Source organism: Sphingobium sp., assembly GCF_035511395.1.
GTDB lineage: Bacteria > Pseudomonadota > Alphaproteobacteria > Sphingomonadales > Sphingomonadaceae > Sphingobium.
In genome coordinates this window covers 1-23,748 of record NZ_DATKFP010000002.1, presented here as the reverse complement: position 1 = coordinate 23,748, position 23,748 = coordinate 1, and the positions used below count along the sequence as shown (strand labels likewise).

Below are 23,748 nucleotides of genomic sequence, written 5' to 3'. Positions count from 1 at the left end.
ACATTGCTTGCTTTCCCTGGATCATGACGCACAAGTCGCAGCGCTTCACACTCGACGACTATCCCGCCATCGCCCGCTGGTATGCAGATGTGCGGGCGCGGGACGCGGTGCAGCGGGGATTGGCGCTCGGCAAGGAGGCGTCCTTGCTCGGCGGCGAGATCCACCGCAAGGTCAATGGGGAGTAGCAGCATGACGCGCGTCGAATGCTTCTTCGACTGCACCAGCCCCTGGACCTATATGGGCGTGCATAGCTTCCTGCGTCTGTCCGAGCGGCTGGAATTTGAGATAACCTGGCGTCCGATCATCGTCGGTGGCGTGTTCAATGCCGTGAACCGGCAGGCGGTCGAGCAGCGCGAGCGGCCTGATGTACCGCGCAAGAATGAATATGGCCGCAAGGATATCCAAGATTGGGCGCGTTATCTGGGGCTTACCGTCAACGTCCCACCTAAATGCGGCCATCCGGTGAACGGTATCAAAGTGATGCGCGCCTGCCTGGTGATGCAGGATAGGAGTAAGCTTCCCGCTTTCGCGATCGCCGCGTTCGAGGCTTTGTGGATCGATGGCCGCGACCTTGCACTGGACGACGTGCTGAATGATCTATGCCAGGGCGTGGGCGAGGATCCGGACGATGTGCTTGCAGCGATTACCTGTCTCGAGATCAAGCAGCGCCTGCGCGACAATACTGACGACCTCATCGCTCGCAACGGCTTTGGATCGCCGACCTGGTTCGTCAACCGCACCGACATGTATTTCGGAAACGACCGCATTCCTCTGCTGGAGTCGGCGATCCGGCTGGATAATGCGATGGATTGGGACGGAAAGGCTGCAACCGGCTGAGGGCAACCTTGTCATCCGCAACAACCGGGAAATTGGCACCGCGCTGGATGAGGGGCTTCTTGTCCGACCGATCACTGCCTGACCATCATTCATCGCCCGGCATGGCAGACCGACACCCAGCAAGGAGGAACGCGCATGAACTCGGCTAGGGCGGAATGGAAGAAATATTGGACTGTCGTGCTCGCTGCCGCGGGCGGCACTTTTATCGGGAGCCTGCCGACCTATACGCTGGGCATCTTCATCAACCCGCTTGAGCAGGCGTTCGGCTGGTCGCGCGCCGGAATCAGCGCGGCGGTCACTATCTACGCCACCGTCGGCGTACTCGGCGCGGCGGCGGCGGGCGTGCTGCTCGACCGCATGGGCACTCGGCGCATGGGCATTTATGCCGCCATCGTCTTCTGCATCGCGCTGGCGGGGTTGTCGTTGGTGACCAGCGAACTGTGGAGTTGGTGGGCGGCATGGGTGGTGGTAGGATTTATCGGACTGGGCTTGAAACCCGCCGTGTGGTCCAAGGCGGTTGGGTCCTTCTTCTTCCACGGGCGGGGCATGGCGCTGGCTGCCATGCTGTGCGGCTCGGCCTTCGGATCATCGCTGATGCCGCAGGTCGCGCATTGGTTGATCGATCAGTTCGGCTGGCGTCAGGCTTTTATCGGTCTGGGTGCACTGACGGTTGTCCTGGTGATACCGATCCTGTTCCTGTTTCTCTATGATGGGACGGACGGACATCCGGCACAGAAAGCCATTATCGGTCGGTCCGCGCTGCCTGGCTGGACCATCGCCGAAGGATTCCGCAGACGGGAACTCTATCAAATCGCCATTGCTGCTCTGATCACGACGACCATATTATCGGGGTATATCATTCATATCGTGCCGATGCTGATCTCGATCGGCCTGGATCGCGACGAGGCGGTCGAAACCGTGGCGATCGTCGGCTTTATGTCGCTCACCGCTCGACTGGTGGTCGGCCATCTGTTTGACAGGTTCGGCTCTCCACTCATCGGAGCGATCAGCCTGTCGACCGCGATGGCGCCGGGCCTGGTCCTGCTCTACGGCGTGCCTGGCCTGCTGACCGCGACCTGCGCAGTTATCGCGTTCGGCATTTGTGCGGGAGGCGAATATGATGCGGTGATTTATCTCAGTAGCCGCTATTTCGGAATGCGCGCCTTCGGCACCCTGTTTGGGGTGGTGGAGACGGCCTTGTTGGCGGGCGTTGGATTGGGGCCATTGCTTGCCGGCTATATCTTCGACCGGATGGGCTCTTATCATGACTTCTTCCTGCTGACGATTCCACTTTCGTTGTTCGCGGGTTTGCAGATGTTGACCCTTAAGGCGTATCCGGACCATGGGGCCGGACAAGTCCCGCCATAATCCTCTTTCGTGCGAAACTGGTTCCCATTTTTCCACATGCTGCTCTAGGATTGGGGAGATGACCGCAACAAAGCCCTCGATTATTCGCAACGCCAGCTTGCTCGATGGACGGCGCGTCGATGTTCGGGTTGAGGGTGGGCGTATCGCCGGCGTTGATATGGCGGGCGCCGCAGACAAAGACGCCCCTGGCGTTGACGTGCAAGGCGGACTTTTGCTTCCTGGATTGCACGATCATCATGTGCATGTCGCGGCGACAGCCGCCGCGTTCGCCTCTGTCCGCTGTGGTCCTCCGGAAATAACGGACGGGGCTGCGCTCGCGCGTGCGCTCGCGGAAGCGCCGGGTAAAGGATGGTTGCGCGGCGTCGGCTATCATGAAAGCGTCGCGGGAATGATCGACCGGCATTGGCTCGACCGCGCGGTATCGCACCGCCCGTTGCGGGTGCAGCATAGATCTGGTCGGATGTGGATCTTCAATTCCGCTGGGCTGGAGGTATTGCTGGCAACCGACCCTGCGCCGCCCGACGCGCTCGATCCTGCATCCGGGCAGCTATTCGACGCTGACGGCTGGTTACGCGCTGCGCTGGGCGGCGGTCCGCCGGACCTTGCGGATATGGGGGGGCGCTGGGCGCGTTGGGGCGTCACCGGCCTTACTGACATGAACCCGCAGAATGGAGCAGCCGAAGCGGTTTATATGGCCGCGCAACATGCCGCAGGCGCATTACCGCAGGGGGTGCTGCTGGCTGGTCTTCCGGCACTGGCGACGGTTTCGATGGGGCCTGGCCTGACCCTCGGGCCGGTCAAGGTGCATCTGCACGAAGCGCATCTTCCCGATCATGACGCGCTGATTGCGACGATCCGCGCCGCCCACGGACAGGGGCGGGGGACTGCCGTCCATTGCGTGACTGAAACCGAACTGGTCTTCACACTCGCTGCTTTCGCGGAGGCCGGCACCATCGCTGGCGACCGGATCGAACATGCCTCAGTCGCGCCTGACGTGTTGGTGGCTCAGATCGCGGCGCTCGATCTGCCCGTGGTGGCGCAGCCCAACTTTGTCGCCGAGCGCGGAGACGCCTATCTGGCCGATATTCCTGCAGAGGAATGGCCGCATCTTTATCGGCTGGATGCTTTCCGAGAGGCGGGCGTTGTGCTTGTCGGAGGAACCGACACGCCCTTTGGATCAGGCGATCCCTGGGCGGCGATGGCGGCGGCGGTCAGGCGGCGCACAGCGAGTGGGCGGATCTTTGGAGCAGAAGAGGCTCTGACGCCCGAGGATGCGCTTACCCTATTCCTGGCTGATCCGGTTGACCTCGGCCGAACGCGGCAGATCGTGTCCGGCGCTCCTGCCGACCTCTGCCTGCTGGAGCAGAACTGGACGGCTTTACGTGCCGACCTTTCCGCGGCGCGCGTCCGGGCAACCTGGATTGGCGGTATCCTCGTCCACGATCGCATCTATCAGGTTCCAGTCTAGCGCCGCTCGGGCGGTCAGGCGTTTGCCCGACACCATCAGCAGCGCGCCCCGTTGGCGGCCTATGCGGCGGGGGATCGACACGGTGCCGCCTGCGCCCGGCAGGATGCCCATGCCGACTTCGGGCAGGCGGAACCAGGCGTCGGGCGATGCCGTGATCCGGTCAGCGAAAGCGGCCAGTTCCAGCCCGGAGCCGACGCAGGCACCTTGCACATGGACCTCCAGCGTTGCGCACCGCTCTAGCAGTGGCAGAGCGGGCAGGGTCAACATACGGATCATGTGAGCGGCGGCAGGATCGCGCATGGTGCCGAATTCGGCAAGCTCTGCGCCCATGGAAAAGCAGCGCCCGGCACCGCGCAAACGGATATGCGCGATCGATCCGTCCAGCACAGCCAATTGGAATGCTTCATGCAGTGCGTCACGCATTGCCCGGTCGATGCTGTTGTGCGCATAGGGGCGGTCGATCAGCAGATCGATCGTATTACCCTCCCGCACGAGGTGCAGCAGGCCCGGCGGCAATGTTGCACGCGGCGACTGGAGATCACGCCATGCGGCATGTTCGGCGCCGCCCTGCAGCATGGCGAAAGCGAAGGATTCGGCGGTGAGCGCAGCGCGCTGTGGCATTTCTTCAGTCGCGCGTAGTAACTGGATCAGCGCGGTTGCAGCAACGGGGGCCTTTGCGATACCGAAGGCCAGCATCTCCAACTTTACAGGCGGTTCGACTAGCATGTCGAGCCGCCCAGCCTGCGGGTGCGACCGGTCGCCGATACCAAGCAGCGGTATGGGCGGTAGGGGGGCGAAAGCCTGTTCGGTTGGCCAGGTCGACAGATCGACCAGCAAGAACGGCCGCGTGTTCTCCCGCCAGTCGATGCGCAACATCCAGGGTTCGAGCAGCATGTCGTCCATCGCGGGAAGAGTGGGACGGCCCGGATGGGGATGCAAGCATGCTTTTGCATAGAGCTTGTCTCGGTGCCGCGCGCATGCGAAAACGGATAGCCGATGCCGATCGAAGTAACGCTTCTTGCCCTGCGCCACGCTCGTTCGCTGCTTCATGCGCTGGGCATGCCCGGCGACCCAACTCCAAAGGCCCTTCACCCTGCGTTAGCCTGGCGGCGTGCCGGACTGATGGCGGTGACCGGGCGGGCAGATGGGCCAGGGCTGGTCGCGCCTGTCGCGCTCTCTGCCGCCGCCGATGGCACGCTTGCTGCCCTGCGCGCTATCGCGCCACAAGCTACCCTGCCCGATAGCGGTTCGCTGTTGCTGGGCGAGCGGGCTCGGTTGCTCGGCCTCCGGCGGCGGGGACGTATCTCTGCCAATGGTAGTTGCCGCCTGATCAGTGCGCGTGGTGGACGAATGGCGCTTAACCTTGCACGGCCGGATGATTGGGATCTTGTCCCAGCACTACTGGGTCAGCCGGCGACGGACTGGGACGCGATCGAGCGGATCGCGGCGGGGCAGGCGCGGGACGATCTATTCGAACGGGGCCAGTTGTTGGGCTTGCCGATCGCGCTGGATGAAGCGCCGCCAGCGCCAGCGCTGCCTTTTGCGATGCACCGGTTAGGCGAGGGCAGGATACGAACTAGATTGCCACTGGTCATCGATCTCTCTTCGCTTTGGGCTGGGCCGCTCGCCGGATCGCTACTCGTTTCGGCAGGCGCAAGGGTAGTGAAGGTCGAAAGCCTTCATCGCCCCGATGGCGCGCGAAGCGGAGATCCGCGTTTCTTCGATCTGCTCAATGGGGGTAAATATAGCATCGCCCTGGATTTTACCGCTTCGGCCGACGTGGCGCGGCTGGGCGATCTGGTCGCTGCTGCAGACATCGTGATTGAGGGCAGTCGACCGCGCGCACTTGCGCAGATTGGCATCGACGCCGAAGAGAAGGCACGGCGTGGCGCGACTTGGATATCCATCACCGCGCATGGGCGGGAGGGTGCGGCGGCGGACCGGGTCGGCTTCGGTGACGATGCGGCGGCGGCGGGAGGGCTCTCCGCAGCCATGGCGCGGGGGTGGAACGAGCCGCTGTTCGCGGGCGATGCCATTTCCGATCCGCTGACTGGCCTTGTTGCCGCGCTTGCTGCTTGGGCAGGCTGGCGGCAGGGCGGTGGCCTGCTGATCGACGTGCCCATGGCGCGGACCGTCGCCCATGGCTGCGCGCTTTACGAAGCAACGCCCGAAGAACTGCGTGACTGGCAGGCGCTGGCCAATGTCGACCAGGCCCAACTCGATCCGATGCGTGCGGCGGCTGGTGTGGCTCGCCCGCTCGGCGCCGACCACGCGATGCTAAGGATGCTGGCCGCTTCTTGAAGCGCAATGCAATGTGTCCGTGATGATAGCCTCATGAAAGACTTCCATCGCTGACAAGCGGGAAGGCGACGATTATGTCGGTTCGCGACTGGGATAAGGGGAATGACATGAACGGACGCAGTATCATCGTAACGGGTGGCTTCGGTGCGCTCGGCCGGGTTGTAGCGGCGGCTTTCGCAGCCCAAGGAGACAAGGTGGCGCGCATCGACTTCGCGCCTTGCCCTCCCGATGCCATGGATGGGGTTATCGACCTGGCCGGTGTCGACCTGACGGATATGCCCGCCGTCGACAAGGCTGTGGCGGAGGTGACGACGAAACTCGGTGGCGTCGATGTGCTGGTCAACATCGCCGGCGGCTTCATTTGGGAAACACTGGAGGGAGGCAGCATAGATGCCTGGGAGCGAATGTTCACCATGAACGTCAAGTCCAACGCTACCATAACGAAGGTAGTGCTGCCAGTTATCAAGTTGAGCAGCGCTGGCCGGATCATCAATATCGGCGCGGGCGCGGCGATCCAAGCGGCTGCGGGCATGGGTCCCTATGCCGCAGCGAAAGCCGGCGTGCATCGCCTCACCGAAGCGCTCGCCACTGAACTTGCTGACAGCAGCGTGACCGTCAATGCGATCCTGCCCAGCATCATCGACACACCGGCTAATCGCGCTGACATGCCGGACGCTGACACCAGTCAATGGGTGAAACCACAGGCGATCGCCGATGTCATCCTTTTCCTCGCGTCGCCGGCGGCACGTTCGATCAGTGGTGCCCTGATCCCAGCAACGCGCGGATAGCAGGGTTAGCGGGGCCGTATCTCCAATTCCAACGATCTGCGCCCATCTGTCGGCATTGATGGGCTACCTGGTGCGTAACTATCGCTCAGATGATGCTGCGCTTCGCAGAATTCGTGCCGGCAGCGATCCAGTAATATGGGCGCGGTGGACTTTGGTCGGAGATGGCGACCGGGTTTTTGTACATGCACTCGAGCGCTTCGAGATGCGCCTAGATTCCGCGCCGGCTCGCGTCGCGGCGCACGACATGACGAAACCTTCTCCCCGCCAGTGTCCTCCTTGCGGAGGAAATCTCCGCTGTGCAATCCACATTTCTGCCAACTCAGTGCTGGTTTCCGAACAAGTAGTTCATGTTGCCTTTATGTGTGGAGCGACGCAGTCCAACTAGCTATGAGGGCATTGGGTCGGGTGCCCGAACTATGAGGAAGAGAGAATGGCTAAATCTGCGCCGACCAATATAGAAGATACCCGAAGCACACGGGCACTGGAAGCAGAAGAAACCCGTGCCAACATATTGGATGTAGCGACCGAGGAATTCGCCGACAAAGGGCTGAGCGGGGCCCGGATCGACGAGATCGCTGAACGAACCAATTCTTCCAAAAGAATGATCTATTATTACTTTGGCGGCAAGGATGGGCTGTATCGTGCAGTGTTGGAGCGCGCCTATGCGGCAGTGCGGGCGGTGGACGCCAATAGCCAGCGGGATGATATGGAACCGGATGCGGCTTTGCGTGACGTGGTAGGCGCGACGTTCGACTATCACAACCAGCATCCCGAATTCGTACGGCTGGTCATGAACGAGAATATTCTCCGAGGAGCGCATGTCGGCGAAATACCCGGCATTCGGGAAAGAAACCGAGCCGTGATCGACTATTTGCGCGGGTTGCTCGTGCGTGGCGTCGCATGTGGACTTTTCCGCGAGGGCATCGATCCGTTCGAACTGCATATGTCGATCAGCGCGCTGTGTTTCTACAACGTCTCCAATCGCTACACTTTCTCTTTTGGGTTCGAGCGAGACATGGACTCACCGAAGGCATTGGCACGACGGCGTGAAAGCGTGATTGACCTTATTGAAAGTTGGTGTTGCGCCTGACTTGGCTTGCCAAGATCGAGGTCTTTGGGAAAGTAGATCCCAGAACAACTGTTGTTTACCGATTTGATATGTCCTCGCGAAGCTGAATCCAATTCTCGCTCTTTGACCGTTCTTCCACTGAACCGACTTTCGAAGGAGACTCGTCGGCGATTATGGTCGGCTCCCATCAGTAGATGGACATATTCGGGCAGACCGCCTTGCCATCAACCTCCCGCATACGGCAATATGAACTAGTTAGTACATTTTTCTTGCCGGAAATGCTTAGTTGAAGCGCTATTCTTCTGGGTCGTCCGCAACTGGTGATGGTACGCGCATTGCTTTTTTATCGCAGGCGCCATCGGCCTAGCATTTAGTGCGCTGACTTATGCGTGCTATCGCGATCCAGGCGGAAGCCGGAACGTCCATTCGGCTGCTATTTGGTCGTAATGAATCGGTTGAATCTGAGATATCCGAACACGCTTTTTATGCGGTTGGGGTGCCTGTGGAGCGCCCGGTCATGGTCGGCTCTCACGCAGCCTGATAAACTGATCGAGCCTCATCGAACCGGATCAGGGCGAAATCATCCGTACTGTCTGCGGCTATGACCGAGGTCGGTGCTACCCACCCAAGTTGCCGCGCGCTGACCGCGCCATCTGTATTCAGGGGAAATGCGGGCAGGGGCCGGAGCCGCGTGCCCGCATATCCTTTCGGCTACCGATCAGAAACGAACCTTCGCCCCAACCGTCATGTAGCGGCCGATCGTGTCATAGTGGATCGCGCCATAGGTGGTGAGCGGCGGATCGCGATCGAACAGATTGTTGATGTTGGCGAACAGGGTGAACTTGTCGACATTCACCTGACCGCCAAGGTCGACATAGACGCGGCTGCCGATGTCGTTGTTGGCGATATCCAGCGCGTGGTTGAACTTGCCGCCGCCGACATAACGGACCCGAGCGTCGATCGAAACGTCCTGGCTGGTGTAGTTGACCGAACCCGTCGCGCGCCAGTGCGGCGTACCGAAGCTGACATTGTCGCCAACGTCGCCAGCGCGATCGACGCTGGTCATGCCGTCGTTGATCAGCACCTTGTCCACATAGGTGGCAAGACCGCGGAAGCGCATCGTACCGCCCAGACCATCGCTCACCTTGTTCAGCGGCAGGGTATAGCTTGCCTCGATATCAACGCCCTTGGTCTTGTATTCGGCCAGGTTGATATAGGTGGTGTAGATGGTCGTCGGCGCACCCGACGCGTCACGGACGATCGAGTCGCACAGGGCGGTGTTGCCGTTGCCGCAGCCGCTGATGATGTCCTGCGCGCCGAGCGACGTGATCGCATCCTTCAGCTTGATGTCATAATAGTCGACCGAAAGATTGAAGCCCGGCAGGAAGGTCGGCGTGAACACCGCGCCCAGCGTCAGCGTGCTGCCGATTTCGGGCTTCAGATTGGCATTGCCGCCACCATAGCGGGTGATGTTGTAGGTATTCCCGTTTTCGGCGACCGTCGTGAAGCTGGTCGTGGTCGTCGTGAACAGTTCCGCCAGGCTGCCCGAACGGATGTCACGCGAACGCGACACGCGGATCAGCAGGTTGTCGAAGAGGCGATCGGTCAGACCGAGCTTCCACGACCAGATGCCGCCGCTGGTGCTGTAACGGCTGTAGCGAGCCGCACCGTTGACGTCGAGTTTGCTGAAAGGTTGATCGAGCAGCGGGACGGCGACTTCGCCGAACACTTCCTGCACGTTGAAACCACCGTCGAGCGGCGAGAAGTTGAAACGGCTGAAGCCCTTTGCAGCTGACGTGGCGTCCAGGCTGTTGGTAACCTGTTCTTCCCAGCGGGCCTCACCGCCGAAAGCGACCGATACCGGACCGGCCCAGGTCGAGAAGGGATCGCCGCGCAGGCTGGCGCCGGCGCTGTCGAGCTTGGTCGTGTAAACGACGCGGGCGACGTTGCCGAACACATAGTCGATCGCGGCCTGGCTGGCGGCGCCTTCGCCCAGGATGTTCAGCGGGCGGCAGGCGGTCGACGGATCGGTCAGGGCGACGCGGCAGACGATGTTGCCGCTGGAATCGCGTACGGCATCCAGCGCGGCGGTCAGGTTCGAGCCGGTGATCTGATTGTCATAGCTCTGCATGTTGCGGTTTTCGCCATGGCTGTAATAAGCCGAATAGCGCCACTTGCCGTCCGCGAAGCTGCCGTCGACGCCGACCGCGCCTTCCACATTCTGGCGATAATAGCCGAAGGTGCGATAGCCATAATCTTCGAAGAAGCGACCGACCTTGATGCTGCTCTCGCCGGCGGCGGCCAACTGGTTGCGGATCGATTGCGACAGATAGGGATTGCTGGCCGACAGGGTGTAGGTGCCATTTTCCGCATAGAAGGGATATTTCGCCCAGATGCGGCTGTAGCTGCCGTCCGCCCAGAAGGTCGCATCGCCGACCTCGAAGCTTGCGCGTGCATAGCTGTTGACGCGCTGATAGGGATTGGTCAGCGCATATTCGTCGTTGGTCGAAACGCCTTCGCCGCCGACCATGGATGAACCGCTGACCTGGCTGCCATATTGGAATGCGCGCAGCGTGCCGTCCGTATTGAAGGTCTGGCCCTTCAGCGTGCCCGACGTGATCAGGCCGCCAAGGCTGGTGGTCGAGGAATTGACGTCGCGTACCAGCACATAGTCATGGTCGCCGCCGACGGGCGAGAAGAGGTTGGCGCTGCCGACATTCTTGCGCGAGTTGCGGTCGAGAATACCTTGATCGTTCTGATATTCGCCACCGATCATGAAATGGCCGCGACCGTCGGCGAACTTGGTGCCGAAGGTGGCGTCGAAGCTGTAGCGATAGCCGTCGCCACGCGACGACACGCCATTCTGCGCGCCGATGGTCAGGCCCTGCAGATTGTCGTCCAGAATGATGTTGACCACGCCACCGATCGCGCCCGAACCCCAGGCCGCCGATGCACCGCCGGTGACGACTTCGACCCGCTTCACCAGGCCTTGCGGGATGGTGTTGAGGTCCGACGAACCGGTAAAGCGACGGTTGTTGAGCAGGGTCAGCGTGCGCGTCACGCCAAGGCCGCGAAGATCCATCGCCGACGCACTGGAATTGGTGTTCGCGACGGTGCTGGCGGGTGACTGGGTCGCGCGGAATTGCGGCAGGTCGTTCAGAACCTGCGCGATGCTGGGACGGGCGCCCTGACGCAGTTCGGTTTCACCGATGACGGTTGTCGGTGTCGGCGCCTCGAAGCCCTTGCGGTCGATGCGCGAGCCGGTGACCACGATCGCCGGTTCGGCTTCTTCCTCAGCTGCGGCAGCCGGCGCGCTGTCCTGCGCCATGGCGACATGCGCCGAGGAGAGTGACAGGATCAGCGAAGCGCCGGCGGTGCCGGCCATCAATAGTCGACGGAATCCATCTTCATTCTTACGCACGTAATAGTCCCCTTTTTGCTCTTGCTTCTGTTATGGCCGCGACCCGAGCGGCTCTTCGTGATTGGAAAATCAGTCGGCGACGCGACGGAACGCGACGTCGTAGGCACGGCCTTCGCCGAAGCGCAGGCTCGTCACCGCGCCGGATGCATCGCGTTCGAACTTGACCGTGATCCGCGAGGATTGCGGCATCGCCTCACCCGTGAAGACGTCGGCGTAGGCGGGGGTCAGTGGCTGATTGTACCAGCGCGGCCCACTGTAGATCAGCCTGTCGCCTTCCTGCCGGAAGCTCAGGCAGGCGAAGGTATCGACGCCGCAAAAGCGGCCGACATAGGGCTTGGGATCGAAAGCGGCGACAGCGTCGACCTTGCGATAGGCGATCTTCTCGCCCTCCCGGTTTTCGCGGACGAGACCTGCCTTGCCGAAGGCGAAGATATCCTCGCGCTGTGCCCAGCGGCCCGGACCAACCGGCGCCAACACCATGCCATTGGCGCGCAGCTGTCCCTTCTCGTCGTTGTCGAAGCGCACCGGAAAACCGGTCATGCCATCGGCATAGACGCCCGAGGGGAGCGCGCCCTTGGGAGCGTAGGGCTTCGCGTTGTAGGCGGGCAGGAAGATGTCGGCGACATCGCGACCCAAGGTTGGCGTATCCGCATTGCCGGTGTTGCAGAGCAGCGATACCGCCAGCTTCTGCTTGGGATAGCGGGCCATCCATGCGCGATAACCGCCGGTCGAACCCGAGTGGCTGACTTCCTGTTCGCCATGATGGTCGAGATTGACCAGCGCCAGAGCGTAGGCAATCGGCGTGCCGTCGTTCAGCTTCGTCGGCGTCTGCATCTCCGCCGTGAAGCCAGCACCGAAGCTGTCGGCATCAAGCGCGGCCTGCCACTTGACCAGATCGCCCACCGTCGTCAGCAGGCCGCCATTGCCATAGGCGTCCTCGATCACCTGATCGTTGCGGTAGACGCCGCCTTCATGATCATAGGCACCGGTGCGACCCGGCACGACGTCTCCATGATCGTCGCGCCAGCGTGTATGGGTCATGCCCAGCGGCTTGAAGATGCGATCCTGAGTGAAGTCGGCCAGCGACTGGCCGCTGACGCGGGCGACAATGATCGCCAGCAGATTATAATTACTGTTGCTGTAAAGATAATGGGCGCCCGGCGCGAAGTTCAGCTCCTTCTGCCGCGACATGATCGCCAGCATGTCCTGATTGTCCGCCGTGCGGCTGTTGCGCGGCCAGCCCTCGATCGCAGCGACAGAGCCCCAGTCGCGCAGGCCGCTGATGTGGTGCAGCAGGTGGCGGATCGTCACCGGTGCGCCATAGTCGGGCATTTCCGGCACGAACTTGCGGATATCATCGTCGAGCGACAACTTGCCCTCACGCGCCAGCATCAGCGTCGCCGCAGCCGTAAACTGCTTGGAATCGGATCCAGCCTCGAAGATGCTGTCGACGCTGTTGGGCACGCGCAGTTCCAGGCTGGCCATGCCGTAGGCCCGCGTGGCGATCGCCTGGCCGCCGCGCGACACGGCAACGGCGCAGCCCGGCGCGTCCTCGCTGTTCCAGCGGGCAAAGAGAGAATCGAGCCGTTCGAGCGTCGCCGAATCGGCAGGAGCGGCCTGCTGTGCGATCGCGGCGCCGGAAACCGACATGCCCATATATAATAGCGCCCCCGCGAGCGAGGATCGACCGATCGTCATATGATTATTCCCCATTGTGCGCCCGAAGCGCTCTTTTCGCGCCGCGATTTTTTTTGGCGGTCCGTACGGCGGGAAATCCGCTGTCGTCCGTCTTTCATCATTGTCCTAACCGGAGTCGCTGTCATGAACCTGACACACGGCGGACATGACAATCGATCGGGCAATCAACGGCAAGTTGAGGCGCCGATCACTTCGCATTTGCATTCTGACACGGGATGCGTATCGCAATTTAATGTCGATCGAGAGGGTGCCGCCTTCGAGGCGGGAGTGATGAGATGCGGTTGTTGCTGGTGGAAGATGACGAACGGCTGGCGCGGGGCATGGTCGCCTCGCTGGAAGCAGCCGGCTTTGCCGTCGATATTCTGACCAGCGGTGAGGATGCATTGCGTCTGGCGGGTGAAGAACCCTATTGCGCGATCATTCTGGACCTTGGCCTGCCTGACATGGACGGATTGGACGTGTTGAGCCAGCTGCGCGCGCGGGGCGCCGCCACACCTATCATTATCCTGACCGCGCGCGATATGGTCGATGACCGGATCAACGGGCTGGACCGGGGTGCCGACGATTATATGGCGAAACCTTTCGACCCGCGCGAACTGGAATCGCGCATCCGCGCGCTGGTCCGCCGCAGTCAGGGTACGCCGGACCCGATGCTCCGCATCGGCACGCTGATGTTCGATCGATCGAGCCGGACCGTCTATCTGGACAACGCGGTGCTGGACCTGCGCCGCCGCGAGCTGGCGGTGCTGGAAACGTTGATGGGCCGGCCCGGCAAGGTCGTGGCTAAGGAGCGGCTATCGGCGGAGATCTTCAATTTCGACGACGCTGTCACTCCCAATGCGCTGGAAGTCTATGTCGGCCGCCTGCGCCGCAAGCTGCAACCCTCCGGCCCGGCAATCCGCACAATCCGTGGCCTTGGTTATATGATCGAGGCCGCCTGACCGTTTCGACCGGCACCGATAATGGACATGCGGCAACTCCCCCCCTCCCTCCGGCTTCGCCTGACCGGCGCGGTCATGATGCCGCTCGCTGCGCTCGTCCTGCTGTTCGGCATCATCACGGCGCTCGTCACCCATGATACGGAGGCGACCACCGTCGATCGGGTGCTGATCGGGTCAGTGCGCACACTCAGCCTTGCCTACAACAGTCCGCCGGCCGATCGGGACCGGTTGATACCGCTTGCGATTCACCTGCTCCAGCGACGGGCCCGGCCAGTGGTGCATTTCAGCGTCTATCGCGGGACTACCCTGGTGGCCGGCGATCGCGCCCTGTTCCCGCCGAAGGATTATCGCGTGACATGGGACGGCGTGACCGACCGGCACCAGCCCGCGACCTTCACAAATGCCTATCGGGAAACGCCGATGGTGCGCGGCTATCTCGATCCGGCCGATGCCCGGCAAGTCACGCAGGCCGCCTATCTGCGCAACGGCAGCCTGCGCGGAAAGCCGGTGCGGATCGCGACAGAAATCCGCCGCGCTGATGGCGACAACACGGCGTTGATCGTCATTCAGGTCGCCGACTATGTCGACGATCGCGCGACCTATGAACGCCGGTTCCTCGGGCAGGTCTTGCTGGTCGGCATGGCGGTGCTGACGGTCACAGGACTGCTGTTCTGGCTGGCGATCCACTGGGGGCTTCGGCCGCTATCGGAGATGACACGGCAGGTCGATGCTGCGCGACGGGAAGCCTCGCCGGCGTTCCGGCTGGAGGCACCCGACACCGCGCCGACCGAAATGCGCCCCTTCATCGTTGCCTTCAACGGGTTGATGGCGCGACTGGAGCGTGCGACGGACTCGTTGCGTCAGTTCACCTCCAATGCGTCGCACCAGATGCGCACTCCTCTGGCGGTAGCGCGCGTGCATCTTGACGTGCTGGAGCGCTATGGCCCGAACTCGCCGCAAGGGCGCGCCGCGCTGCTCGATATTCCGCACGCCATAGATTCGCTGGAGCAGTTGCTCCGCCAGTTGATCGCACTGGCCCGCAGTGAGGATCAGGAAGGCACGCAGTTGCAACCTTTCGACCTTGCCGAAGTCGTCGCCACCGTCACCGGCGATCGCGCAGCGCAGGCGCCGACTGAGATGGATATCAGCTACGAAAACAGTGTCGACGGGCCAGTCATGGCGATCGGACAGCCGACCCTGGCGGCGGAACTGGTCGGCAACCTGCTCGACAACGCCATACGCTATAATCGCCCCGATGGCGCAGTGGCGGTCCATATCGGCCTTGAAGATCGGACCTGCGTTGTGGCGATAGATGATGACGGCCCGGGTATTCCAGCGGCAGAGCGCGAGAAGGTGTGGGATCGCTTCTATCGCATCAACAGCCGATCCTCGGCTCCTGGCACCGGCCTTGGCCTGCCTATCGCGCGAGCGCTGGCGGATCGATTGGGCGCACAGGTCGAGCTGACCGACGGCCGCACCGGGCAAGGCTTGTGCGCGATCATTCGCTTCCGGGCCGCCGCCTGATTTCCACCGGTCCGCGACAGGTTCCTGTCAGCAGTCATGGCTAGGTTCCGGGGGTCTGCCGCTTGCGGCCATGCCCACAGGGATTCTTCCATGCTGCCTTCGATCTTCCGCCGTCCTACCCCGCGCACGCTTCTCTGCGCCGGTGTTGCCGTCATCCTGTCCGCTGCGCTCCCCGCCCATGCGGAAGAGGAGGAAACGGGCGGCAAGCTGGCTCCCACCTCGGTCCCGAGTACGCCGATCGCCGGCGACTTCAGCTTCGCGGCAGTAGGTGACCTCATCTATTTGCGGCCGATGCTGGCAACGCTGGAAAAGCAGGCGCCCGACATGCTGCATATCCTGCGCAGTGCCGACGTGACTTTCGGCAATTTCGAAACGACCGCGCTCGACCTCAAGACCTTCAAGGGTTCACCGCAGGCAGAATCGGGCGGCACCTGGATGCTGGCCGACCCTGCCGTCCCCGGCGACGTCGCAAATATGGGTATCGATATCGTCGGTCATGCCAATAATCATGCCACCGACTGGGGTGTGGACGGCATGCTGGACACGCTCGACCTGCTGGACCGGGCACATCTGGTCCATGCCGGGACCGGCCGCACCATGACGGCGGCGCGCGCACCCGCCTATTTCGATGGTCCCCAAGGGCGCATCGGCTTGATTTCCGCCACCACCAGTTTCACGCCGATGACCCCGGCCGCCGATCCGCTGGGGCAGGTGCCCGGCCGCGGCGGCGCGAATACCATCCGCAGCACGGAGATCGGCCTGGTATCCGACGCAGATCTGGCGACCATCTCCCGCCTTGCCGGCACCAAGGCGGGCGCGCCCGTCAAGATGAAGGGCCGTGAGTTCCGTGCCACGACCAATCCCTCCACGCCGATGACGATCGAATATGACCTGAACGCCAAGGATGTGAATGCGAACCTGCTCGCTGTCCGACAGGCAAAGCAGAACGGCAATTTCGTGGTCTTCTCGCTGCATAATCATGAGCCGGGCAATGCCAGCCAGACTCCAGCCAATTTCGCCCCTACCCTGGCCCATCAGGCGATCGATGCAGGCGCGGACGTCTATGTCGGCCATGGCCCGCACCAGTTGCGCGGGATCGAAATCTACAAGGGCAAGCCGATCTTCTATTCGCTCGGCAACTTCGCGATGATGAACAACTCGCTCGATGACGTGCCGGCGGACATGTACGACCAGTTCGGCGTCGAACCGGGCAGCATTACCACGCCCGAGTTGCTTCAGGCTCGCAACGCCAAAGAATTTTCCGATCCCAATCTTTATGAAACGGTGATCGCCGTCAGCCACTATCGCGATGGCAAGTTGAGCGAAATCCGTCTCTATCCCGTCGATCTGGGCGTTAGCGCGACTGGTGCCGCACGCGGCGTCCCGCATATGGCGGATGCGGCGACCGGTCAGCGCATCCTCGCGCGTCTCCAGCGGCTCTCGGCACCGTTCGGCACCAGGATCGACGCCGTCAAGGGCGTGGGCATCGTCAAGGTGTCCAGCGCTCCGGAAACTGTGCGGTCGCCTCGATAGGGAAAGTCAGTTACCGAGGCTTTGCCGCGCAATAGGGGCGAGACGCGGGAAGTTTCGGCGCGATCGCGGGCATTTGCGTCCGCGCCGCTGCTCATGCTGGTTCCAAGTCCTCCAGTGTCGATATATTGTCTTTAAGCCGAACGATCGTCTTGCCCTTTGTCTGCCCCGACATGAGGCGGATGAAGGCGTCCGGAGCGCTCTCTATGCCTGTCGCGACATTCTCGGTCGCCTTGAGCTGGCCCGACTTCACCCAAGTCGTCAGTGTATCTTCCGCTTCCTCCAGCATGTCGAGATGCTCATAGGCCAGAAAGCCGCGCATGGTGACACGGTGAACCAGTATCTGCCACAGATTGCGGAAGGCATGGACGTCTTTTCCCTGATTATAGTCGGCAACCATGCCACACACCACGATGCGCCCGAAATCGGCCATTAGAGGCATCATCGTATCGAGTATGTCGCCGCCGACATTGTCGAAATAGACGTCCGCGCCCTTGCCTTCGCAGGCTTCGCGGATGGCGGCGGACAGGTCCGGCACGGTCTTGTAGTCGACTGCGGCGTGCATTCCAAGTAGGCCGGTGACTTCGGCCACCTTGTCTGTGCTGGCGATGCCAACCGCGCGGCACCCGCGCAGCCGGGCGATCTGGCCCGCGACGCTGCCGACCGCGCCGGCCGCCGCACTCACCACCACTGTGTTGCCTGCCTTCATCTCGCCAATCCGTTCAAGCCCGACATAGGCGGTAATCCCCGACCAACCGAGCGCCCCCATATAGGCCGTCAGTGGCACGCTTGGATCGACATGGACATTTTCCATCGCGAAATTGTCAGCGGCGATGACGCTATGCTCCTCCCAGCCGATGAATCCGCGCGCATAGTCGCCGGCCTTGAAATTGGGATTGCGCGATTCGATCACCCGACCCAGCACCATGGTGGGGATGATGCCGCCCAGCGGCACGGCCGGAAGGTAGCTGTCCTCCTTCTCGTCCAGCATCCCACGCACGGCGGGATCGATAGCGAAGATCAGATTCTCGGTCAGCAACTCGCCTTCCTTCAGCGTAGCGACCTCCTGCTCGACAAGAGTGAAATTGCTGGGAACGGGTACCCCGGAAGGACGGGAGGCCAGCACTATACGACGATTTCTCATTAAGGATTGCTCCCTTGAACTGGATTAGAGGACAGGCGCCTGCGCCTCGGACTGGCCCGACAGCAAATGCTCGACATATTTGTGGAAATATTGGTTGCCGCGTTCGTTGCGGCCGAAGATCACCGACTGGATTGCGCCGGACGCCAGCCCCTTCTGTACCTGAAGCCCGACGCCGTAATCCTCCTTGTCCACCACGTCACGCAGCCAGTCCATCATCCCCTCGATCGCGGCGGCGTCGGCTTCGTCGCGGGGCGGATCGCGGCGGATGAACAGGAGGTTGGTGGTGTTCTGCCCCGGTGTCGGGCCGGGGATAAGCTGTGCTACTTGCGTGATTTCCGGCGCGAAAAAGATCGATATGTTGGGGAAGATGGTACGGACGAAGTCATAGCCCATATTCTCGATCTCGCCCCAACTGTCGCGTGGTGCGGCGGTTAGCTTCTCCTTGATCGTGACCTGCGGATAGCCGACGCGCATGTGTGGGCCGAAGGCCGTGAAATGCATGATGTTGCTGAAACTGCGCGGATGGATCGTCTCCGGGTGCGCGGCGGCGAAATGATAGCCTTCCAGATAGCCGTCATAGGCGATCTTCCAGTTGGGGCCGTAGATCCGCCGCGATCCGCAATAGTGCCATTTGGCGAGGTCGTGGATCGCCAGATCCTGCAACATCCCACCCAGATGCTTCTCGATGTCGATCTCCACGCCGGGCGTCAGGCAGACCCAGACGATGCCGGCCGCCTCGACGCAGGGCAGGGCCGTCAGGCTCCGCTCTTCCTTGCAGATCGGGCCGAACTTGGCGGGGTCCGCGACGCCGATCAGCCGGCCATCATTGGCATAGGTCCAGGCATGATAGGGGCAGGAAAAGCGCTTCTTGTTCCCATGTCCTTCGGGTTGGAGGATCATTCCGCGATGAGCACAGACGTTCATCATGGCGGCGACGCCGCCGTCGCTCTTGCGCGTGACCAGTATGGGCTTGCCCATCAGGTCCATCGCCTTGAAGTCTCCCGGATTGGGAATTTCGGCCGATAGGGCCGCTAGCAGAGGTAAGCGCAGGAAAATCGTCTGCATCTCCCGGTCGAAATAGGCGGTATCGGTATAGGCGGACGCCGGAACTTCCATCGTGGAATCGGCGCTGTCAGTCGTCCCGCTTTCGACAAACTCCAGCATCTTGGCCGCTTCCTGGCCCAATGTCTCATAATAGCCCATGCGCAAACCTCTGCCCTGCCTTCTTATGCGGGCAGGCTATCCCCAAGGCGGGAGGCACGGAAACTCTGCATCGTCATAGGTTGGCTAATTTATGCAAATAAGTCCGCCCGGATGTTCCTGCCCGCTGCCATAGGATGCAACGCGCTCCATGGTACGAGCGGCACGCTGCTGCAATTGCCCGGCTATCGGCCATGCACTGGTTGGATCGCACCGAGTGCGGATTGCCGATGACGATATACAACCGCTTCATCCACTGGGGCGGCCCGGCGTGATCAACGGATTTCGCCGCGTTTGTGGCTAAAGGCGGGAAGCCGGATCAGTTGATGATCGATGCGAACCCATAAAAGCGCACCGGACGGCGGCCAGCCTTCTTAAAAAGGGGATGTTCCCTGATGTATCGGCCATACCAAGGGCGGCCGGAACTCAAAGCTCCATATGGTCTGCGAACATCATTTTCTGGCTCAATCAATGCGTTCCCACCCTCGCATGCGCTGCGGATAAATGATTATCCGCAGATGGACGGGCGACATGGATTCATTCTGCCGCAAAATATGCGCCTAACAGGCCCGCGTCGCCGCCCAACATGGTCGTCGCCAGTATTGGCGACGCCGGCGCATCCAGCATTCCCATCCGTACCTTGCGATCGATAGCAGAAATAAGCTCGGCTGAATTGGAAAGGCCGCCACCTACAGGCACTATGGTCGCAGGGAATGTGTTCAGCATCACCGACAATATGCCGGCGACGATATCTGTGAAATAGTCTACGGTGGCGCTCGGCAGTGCTTCGCCGGCTGCAAAGCCCAAGGTGATTTCCTTGCTGGTGGCCGTCGTGCCATGCAGAAAATGGTGCAACCGCTCCAGTCCCCGTGCGCTACCGATCGTGTCCAGGCATCCTGTCCGACCGCAGCCGCACTGAAATAGCGGGCTGGCGGCAGGGGCCTTGGGAGATGGGAAAATAACCTGCCCATGACCCCATTCGCCACCGATTCCGTGCGATCCTGTCAAGACCTTGCCGTCGGCGATGATGCCGCCGCCCACGCCCGTGCCCAGAATGATGCCCATTACCCGGCGATGCCCCTTCGCCGCCCCCAGCCGGGCCTCGCCCAGCACGAAGGCGTCGGCATCGTTGATGACGAAGACCGGCCGCCCCAGTTCGGCGCTCATGTCCTGCGCCAGCGCCCGGCCGTGGATGCATTCTATATTGGCGGAAATGATCCGGCCATTTTCCGGCTCCGGCAGGCCGGCGATGGCGATGCAGATCGCGTCATCGGGCGCCATCGCGGCCGCATGGGTGGACTGGAACCGGCGAAAGATATTGACGAATCCGGCCCAGTCGCGGGTGGGGGTCGGAAACTTGGCACGATGATGGATCGACGCATCTGCATCGACCATCGCGATATCCACGAAAGAGCCGCCTACGTCGGCACAGATCCTCACTCACTTATCTCCTGTTATTCTGACGGAGGATATCGGGCGCAGCGCCGGAAACGTCATGTCCGTTGAAATGGCCATAATCTTCTGATGTCGAATTGAAAATCGGTTCATTGTGACACGAAGGTGCGCATGCCCCCCTGCCACACGCCCCGGACCCGGTAGCCGGCATCCAACCAGACGAAGTCCGCACGTTGGCCGGGGGTCATATTTCCACGATCCTTGAGGTGCAGGAAGCGCGCCGGCGCGCCGGTCGCCATGTCGGACGCCTCCGCTATCGACAGGCCCATCATCGACATGGCGTTGTGGACGGCAGTCGCCATGTCCAGATCGGACCCGGCCAGTGTGCCATTCTCCTCGACGCACACGCCGTTGCGGACGGTGATCGGTTTGCCCTGTAGCAGGAAATTCTTGGTCGCGCTGCCGACCGTCGGCATGGCGTCGGTCACCAGCATGAAGCGGTCACGCGGCCGGGCGCGCAGGGCGATGCGCAGCGCCGAAGGCGATACATGCTGTCCGTCGACAACGATACCGACATAGACATCGTCATTTTCCAGCGTCGCGCCGACCACGCCCGGCGCACGATGGTTGAGCGGCGACATGGCGTTGTAGAGATGGGTGACGCCGGTCATGCCGGCGGCAAAGGCCGATAGTGTCCGTTCATAGCTGGCATCGCTATGACCCACCGCCAGAATTACGCCCGCCGAAGCCAGCCGGGCGATCTGATCGTTGTCGCACAGTTCGGGCGCCAGCGTGACCAACGTGCGCCCGACCCGCAGGCTGGACAGGAGAGCGATGGCATCGTCATCCAGCCGGCGGAACTTGCCGGCATCATGCGTACCCTTGCGGCGGTCGTTGAGGAACGGCCCTTCCAGATGGATGCCCACCACGCCGCGCACGCCTGCGTCGATCGCCTGCTCGACCGCGCGCATCGCCATGTCGACCTTTTCCAGGTCGTCGGAAATCAGCGTCGGCAGGAAACTGGTCGTGCCATATTGACGATGTGCCGATCCGATCCGATCGATCGTCTCGACGGTCGGGGCGTCGTTGAACAATATATCGCCGCCGCCATTCACCTGTGTGTCGATGAAACCAGGCAATAGATATCCACCATCCAAGTCGATGATTTCGCTGGATGGGGCTGCCGATTCGGCGACGATAACGCCCCGATCGACGGTCAGTGTTGCAGAGCCGTCGCCGGGTATCCCGACGACGCTGCCATTCACGAACTGAAGGCTGCTCATAGCGTCTGAGTCACCTTCTTGAGGTGCGGCGGGGTATCGGGATCGAAGCCGCGCGCCACCGAAAGACTGTTCACGAAACCATAGAAGCTCTGGATCATCAGGATCGGTTCGATAACCGGATGCGATGTCATCGCAGGCAGCAGGCTGGCAGGATCGCTGGCATCAGCCATCGCGACGGCGGCATCACGATCGCGGAACTCCGACGCCGCGGTTCGCACATCGTCGCCGGCCTTGTCCGACGTGGCAAAGGCGAGAACAGGAAAGCCCTGCTGCACGATTGCCATGGGGCCGTGCCGGACTTCGGCCGAAGAGAATGCTTCGGCATGCAAGCCGCTCGTTTCCTTGAGTTTCAATGCCGCTTCCTGCGCGACGGCAAAGCTATAGCCGCGTCCCATGACGAACAGGTTGCGGGCCTGCGACAGGATCGGCATCGCAGCGCTCCAGTCCAGTGCAAAGGCGCGGGGCAAATCCTCCGGCAGACGCATCAGCGCTTCCAGCAGTGCATCGTCCTGCGCCCAATGGCCGGCAAGGGCGGCCAGCCCGACCAGCGAAGCGATATAGGATTTGGTCGCCGCGACCGATCGTTCTGGACCGGCGCGGAGCGACAGTCTCTCATCCGCCAGATCGGCAAGCGGCGAACTGTCGTCATTCACCAGCGCCACGACGAAAGCCCCGGCCGCTTTGTAAGCCTCGACCGTGCGCAGCAGATCAGGACTGCGGCCCGATTGGGATATGGCGATGCATAGCGCACCCTGCGCGTTGATCGGCGCGGCAAAGACCGATGCGACCGACAGGGCGGCCGACGCCGTGGGTAGGCCGATCAGCGTTTCGAACAGATATTTGCCGAAAGTCGCGGCATGGTCCGACGATCCGCGCGCGCAGGTGACGATCATGGCCGGCGGGCTGTTTCTTAGTCGCGTTGCAATACGGGCCAGCGTCTCGGCATTGCCGGTCAGGAAGCGCGCAACTGCTTCGCCCGACTCGTGCGCCTCGGCGTGCATCAGCGTCTGTTCGGGGTCTTTGTCGACCGGGGCGGTCGCGGCGTCCAGCATGATCTACTCCAGAAATTCTTTGTGTTGCTCAGGCGCGTGTCGCGTGCCGCAGGGCTGCCACGACCGCGCGATCGGTCATGCGGCGATTTGCTGCCTCGAAACCCAATTCCAGCAGGCGGCTCGTTGCCGCAGGGGCCGGCCGGCTGCACGAAGCATGGACCGACCCGATGCCGGTTGCCGCGAGGATGGTGAGGACATTTTCCGCAGTGACGCCGCCACCGGCCAATATCTCGATCCTGTCGCCCGCTCGATCCTGCATGGCTGCGATGCCGTCGAGGCCGTCGATCGCCCGCGCGGCGCCGCCGGAGGTCAGGATGGTCGAGAGGTTGAGAGCGATGGCGAGATCGACCGCTTCCGTTGGATCGTTAAGCAGGTCGACCACCCGGTGCAGCGTGATGGCCATTCCTGCGGCATGAGCGGCCAGCCGTTTCAGTATCTGCATGTCTAGGCCGCCGGATTCCGTTGATGCGCCGATGACGACACCCTCAAGGCCGACAACCCGCGCGGCATCGATATCGCGCAGCATCATGTCGCATTCCGCCGCATCGAAAATGAAATGTCCCTCACGCGGACGAATCATGGCGCGGACCGGCACTTGCGTCTGCGCCGCCAACGCCATCAGCCCAACGGACGGGGTAAGGCCGCCCAGCGCCAACGCGGAGCATAGTTCGATCCGATCGGCCCCGCCCTCCAGCGCGGCTTCCAGCCCGGCGGGGGTGTCCACACAGA

18 protein-coding genes and 1 pseudogene are annotated in these 23,748 nt (G+C 62.1%); 10 read left to right on the top strand and 9 right to left on the bottom strand.

Annotated elements, in window-relative coordinates:
* The 4 genes and pseudogenes from VMR39_RS00130 to VMR39_RS00115 form a co-directional block, all read left to right on the top strand.
* Nucleotides 1-185: pseudogene (locus VMR39_RS00130) on the top strand (thiol:disulfide oxidoreductase); the annotation flags it as partial.
* A gap of 4 nt (nt 186-189) precedes the next feature.
* Nucleotides 190-837, top strand: coding sequence for a 2-hydroxychromene-2-carboxylate isomerase (locus VMR39_RS00125; protein ID WP_325413176.1), 648 nt, complete (start codon nt 190-192; stop codon nt 835-837).
* 135 nt (nt 838-972) lie between these two features.
* Complete coding sequence (locus tag VMR39_RS00120) at nt 973-2,205, top strand: MFS transporter (protein WP_325413174.1); 1,233 nt, start codon at nt 973-975, stop codon at nt 2,203-2,205.
* 58 nt (nt 2,206-2,263) lie between these two features.
* Nucleotides 2,264-3,673 carry an amidohydrolase family protein gene (locus VMR39_RS00115; RefSeq protein WP_325413173.1) on the top strand — a complete coding sequence of 470 codons (1,410 nt, stop codon included), beginning with the start codon at nt 2,264-2,266 and terminating at the stop codon, nt 3,671-3,673.
* Here VMR39_RS00115 and VMR39_RS00110 read toward each other — a convergent pair.
* The gene (locus tag VMR39_RS00110) at nt 3,584-4,567 is read right to left on the bottom strand and encodes an enoyl-CoA hydratase/isomerase family protein (RefSeq protein WP_325413171.1); all 984 of its coding nucleotides are present in this window, start codon (nt 4,565-4,567) and stop codon (nt 3,584-3,586) included. The genes VMR39_RS00115 and VMR39_RS00110 overlap by 90 nt on opposite strands.
* 102 nt (nt 4,568-4,669) lie before the next feature.
* On the opposite strand from VMR39_RS00110, the gene VMR39_RS00105 reads away from it, so the two are divergent.
* The 3 genes from VMR39_RS00105 to VMR39_RS00095 all read left to right on the top strand — a co-directional run bounded on the left by VMR39_RS00105 (nt 4,670) and on the right by VMR39_RS00095 (nt 7,852).
* Nucleotides 4,670-5,974, top strand: coding sequence for a CoA transferase (locus VMR39_RS00105; protein WP_325413169.1), 1,305 nt, complete (start codon nt 4,670-4,672; stop codon nt 5,972-5,974).
* A 107-nt stretch (nt 5,975-6,081) separates the two neighbouring features.
* Nucleotides 6,082-6,762 carry an SDR family NAD(P)-dependent oxidoreductase gene (locus VMR39_RS00100; protein WP_325413167.1) on the top strand — a complete coding sequence of 227 codons (681 nt, stop codon included), beginning with the start codon at nt 6,082-6,084 and terminating at the stop codon, nt 6,760-6,762.
* 430 nt (nt 6,763-7,192) lie between these two features.
* The gene (locus VMR39_RS00095; protein ID WP_325413165.1) at nt 7,193-7,852 is read left to right on the top strand and encodes a TetR family transcriptional regulator; all 660 of its coding nucleotides are present in this window, start codon (nt 7,193-7,195) and stop codon (nt 7,850-7,852) included.
* 697 nt (nt 7,853-8,549) lie between these two features.
* Here the strand turns inward: VMR39_RS00095 and VMR39_RS00090 are convergent.
* Together VMR39_RS00090 and VMR39_RS00085 are read right to left on the bottom strand one after the other, a co-directional pair.
* Nucleotides 8,550-11,252, bottom strand: coding sequence for a TonB-dependent receptor domain-containing protein (locus tag VMR39_RS00090; protein ID WP_325413163.1), 2,703 nt, complete (start codon nt 11,250-11,252; stop codon nt 8,550-8,552).
* A 69-nt stretch (nt 11,253-11,321) separates the two neighbouring features.
* On the bottom strand, nt 11,322-12,950 hold the full coding sequence (locus tag VMR39_RS00085) for a serine hydrolase domain-containing protein (RefSeq protein ID WP_325413161.1): 1,629 nt from the start codon (nt 12,948-12,950) through the stop codon (nt 11,322-11,324).
* A gap of 275 nt (nt 12,951-13,225) precedes the next feature.
* Here VMR39_RS00085 and VMR39_RS00080 point away from each other — a divergent pair, with 275 nt between their 5' ends.
* The 3 genes from VMR39_RS00080 (at nt 13,226) to VMR39_RS00070 (ending at nt 16,948) form a co-directional block, all read left to right on the top strand.
* Nucleotides 13,226-13,891 carry a response regulator transcription factor gene (locus VMR39_RS00080; RefSeq protein ID WP_325413159.1) on the top strand — a complete coding sequence of 222 codons (666 nt, stop codon included), beginning with the start codon at nt 13,226-13,228 and terminating at the stop codon, nt 13,889-13,891.
* Nucleotides 13,892-13,918: 27 nt separating this feature from the next.
* The gene (locus tag VMR39_RS00075) at nt 13,919-15,415 is read left to right on the top strand and encodes a HAMP domain-containing sensor histidine kinase (protein WP_325413157.1); all 1,497 of its coding nucleotides are present in this window, start codon (nt 13,919-13,921) and stop codon (nt 15,413-15,415) included.
* A gap of 90 nt (nt 15,416-15,505) precedes the next feature.
* Nucleotides 15,506-16,948, top strand: coding sequence for a CapA family protein (locus VMR39_RS00070; RefSeq protein WP_325413155.1), 1,443 nt, complete (start codon nt 15,506-15,508; stop codon nt 16,946-16,948).
* A gap of 91 nt (nt 16,949-17,039) precedes the next feature.
* Here the strand turns inward: VMR39_RS00070 and VMR39_RS00065 are convergent, their stop codons facing one another.
* From VMR39_RS00065 to VMR39_RS00040, 6 genes are all read right to left on the bottom strand, one after another.
* The gene (locus VMR39_RS00065) at nt 17,040-18,089 is read right to left on the bottom strand and encodes an NADP-dependent oxidoreductase (RefSeq protein WP_325413153.1); all 1,050 of its coding nucleotides are present in this window, start codon (nt 18,087-18,089) and stop codon (nt 17,040-17,042) included.
* Between the two features lie 24 nt (nt 18,090-18,113).
* Nucleotides 18,114-19,292, bottom strand: coding sequence for an aromatic ring-hydroxylating oxygenase subunit alpha (locus VMR39_RS00060; protein ID WP_325413151.1), 1,179 nt, complete (start codon nt 19,290-19,292; stop codon nt 18,114-18,116).
* A 534-nt stretch (nt 19,293-19,826) separates the two neighbouring features.
* Nucleotides 19,827-20,729, bottom strand: a complete 903-nt coding sequence (locus VMR39_RS00055; RefSeq protein ID WP_325413149.1) for an ROK family protein — start codon at nt 20,727-20,729, stop codon at nt 19,827-19,829.
* A gap of 104 nt (nt 20,730-20,833) precedes the next feature.
* On the bottom strand, nt 20,834-21,967 hold the full coding sequence (gene nagA / locus VMR39_RS00050) for an N-acetylglucosamine-6-phosphate deacetylase (RefSeq protein WP_325413147.1): 1,134 nt from the start codon (nt 21,965-21,967) through the stop codon (nt 20,834-20,836).
* Nucleotides 21,964-23,019 carry an SIS domain-containing protein gene (locus tag VMR39_RS00045; protein WP_325413145.1) on the bottom strand — a complete coding sequence of 352 codons (1,056 nt, stop codon included), beginning with the start codon at nt 23,017-23,019 and terminating at the stop codon, nt 21,964-21,966. The genes nagA and VMR39_RS00045 overlap by 4 nt, the downstream gene beginning before the upstream one ends.
* Nucleotides 23,020-23,047: 28 nt before the next feature.
* Nucleotides 23,048-23,748: copper homeostasis protein CutC (locus tag VMR39_RS00040; RefSeq protein ID WP_325413143.1), on the bottom strand; the 701-nt coding region annotated here is incomplete at its 5' end.

What these genes read in the sequence shown, in the direction of transcription:
- VMR39_RS00120 (WP_325413174.1), top strand. Translation starts at nt 973, where the DNA reads ATGAACTCGGCTAGGGCGGAATGGAAGAAATATTGGACTGTCGTGCTC.
- VMR39_RS00095 (WP_325413165.1), top strand. Translation starts at nt 7,193, where the DNA reads ATGGCTAAATCTGCGCCGACCAATATAGAAGATACCCGAAGCACACGG.
- VMR39_RS00080 (WP_325413159.1), top strand. Translation starts at nt 13,226, where the DNA reads ATGCGGTTGTTGCTGGTGGAAGATGACGAACGGCTGGCGCGGGGCATG.
- VMR39_RS00060 (WP_325413151.1), bottom strand. Translation starts at nt 19,292, where the DNA reads ATGGGCTATTATGAGACATTGGGCCAGGAAGCGGCCAAGATGCTGGAG.
- VMR39_RS00110 (WP_325413171.1), bottom strand. Translation starts at nt 4,567, where the DNA reads ATGCTGCTCGAACCCTGGATGTTGCGCATCGACTGGCGGGAGAACACG.
- VMR39_RS00045 (WP_325413145.1), bottom strand. Translation starts at nt 23,019, where the DNA reads ATGCTGGACGCCGCGACCGCCCCGGTCGACAAAGACCCCGAACAGACG.
- VMR39_RS00100 (WP_325413167.1), top strand. Translation starts at nt 6,082, where the DNA reads ATGAACGGACGCAGTATCATCGTAACGGGTGGCTTCGGTGCGCTCGGC.
- VMR39_RS00125 (WP_325413176.1), top strand. Translation starts at nt 190, where the DNA reads ATGACGCGCGTCGAATGCTTCTTCGACTGCACCAGCCCCTGGACCTAT.
- VMR39_RS00115 (WP_325413173.1), top strand. Translation starts at nt 2,264, where the DNA reads ATGACCGCAACAAAGCCCTCGATTATTCGCAACGCCAGCTTGCTCGAT.
- VMR39_RS00075 (WP_325413157.1), top strand. Translation starts at nt 13,919, where the DNA reads ATGCGGCAACTCCCCCCCTCCCTCCGGCTTCGCCTGACCGGCGCGGTC.
- VMR39_RS00085 (WP_325413161.1), bottom strand. Translation starts at nt 12,950, where the DNA reads ATGACGATCGGTCGATCCTCGCTCGCGGGGGCGCTATTATATATGGGC.
- VMR39_RS00105 (WP_325413169.1), top strand. Translation starts at nt 4,670, where the DNA reads ATGCCGATCGAAGTAACGCTTCTTGCCCTGCGCCACGCTCGTTCGCTG.
- VMR39_RS00065 (WP_325413153.1), bottom strand. Translation starts at nt 18,089, where the DNA reads ATGAGAAATCGTCGTATAGTGCTGGCCTCCCGTCCTTCCGGGGTACCC.
- VMR39_RS00070 (WP_325413155.1), top strand. Translation starts at nt 15,506, where the DNA reads ATGCTGCCTTCGATCTTCCGCCGTCCTACCCCGCGCACGCTTCTCTGC.
- nagA (WP_325413147.1), bottom strand. Translation starts at nt 21,967, where the DNA reads ATGAGCAGCCTTCAGTTCGTGAATGGCAGCGTCGTCGGGATACCCGGC.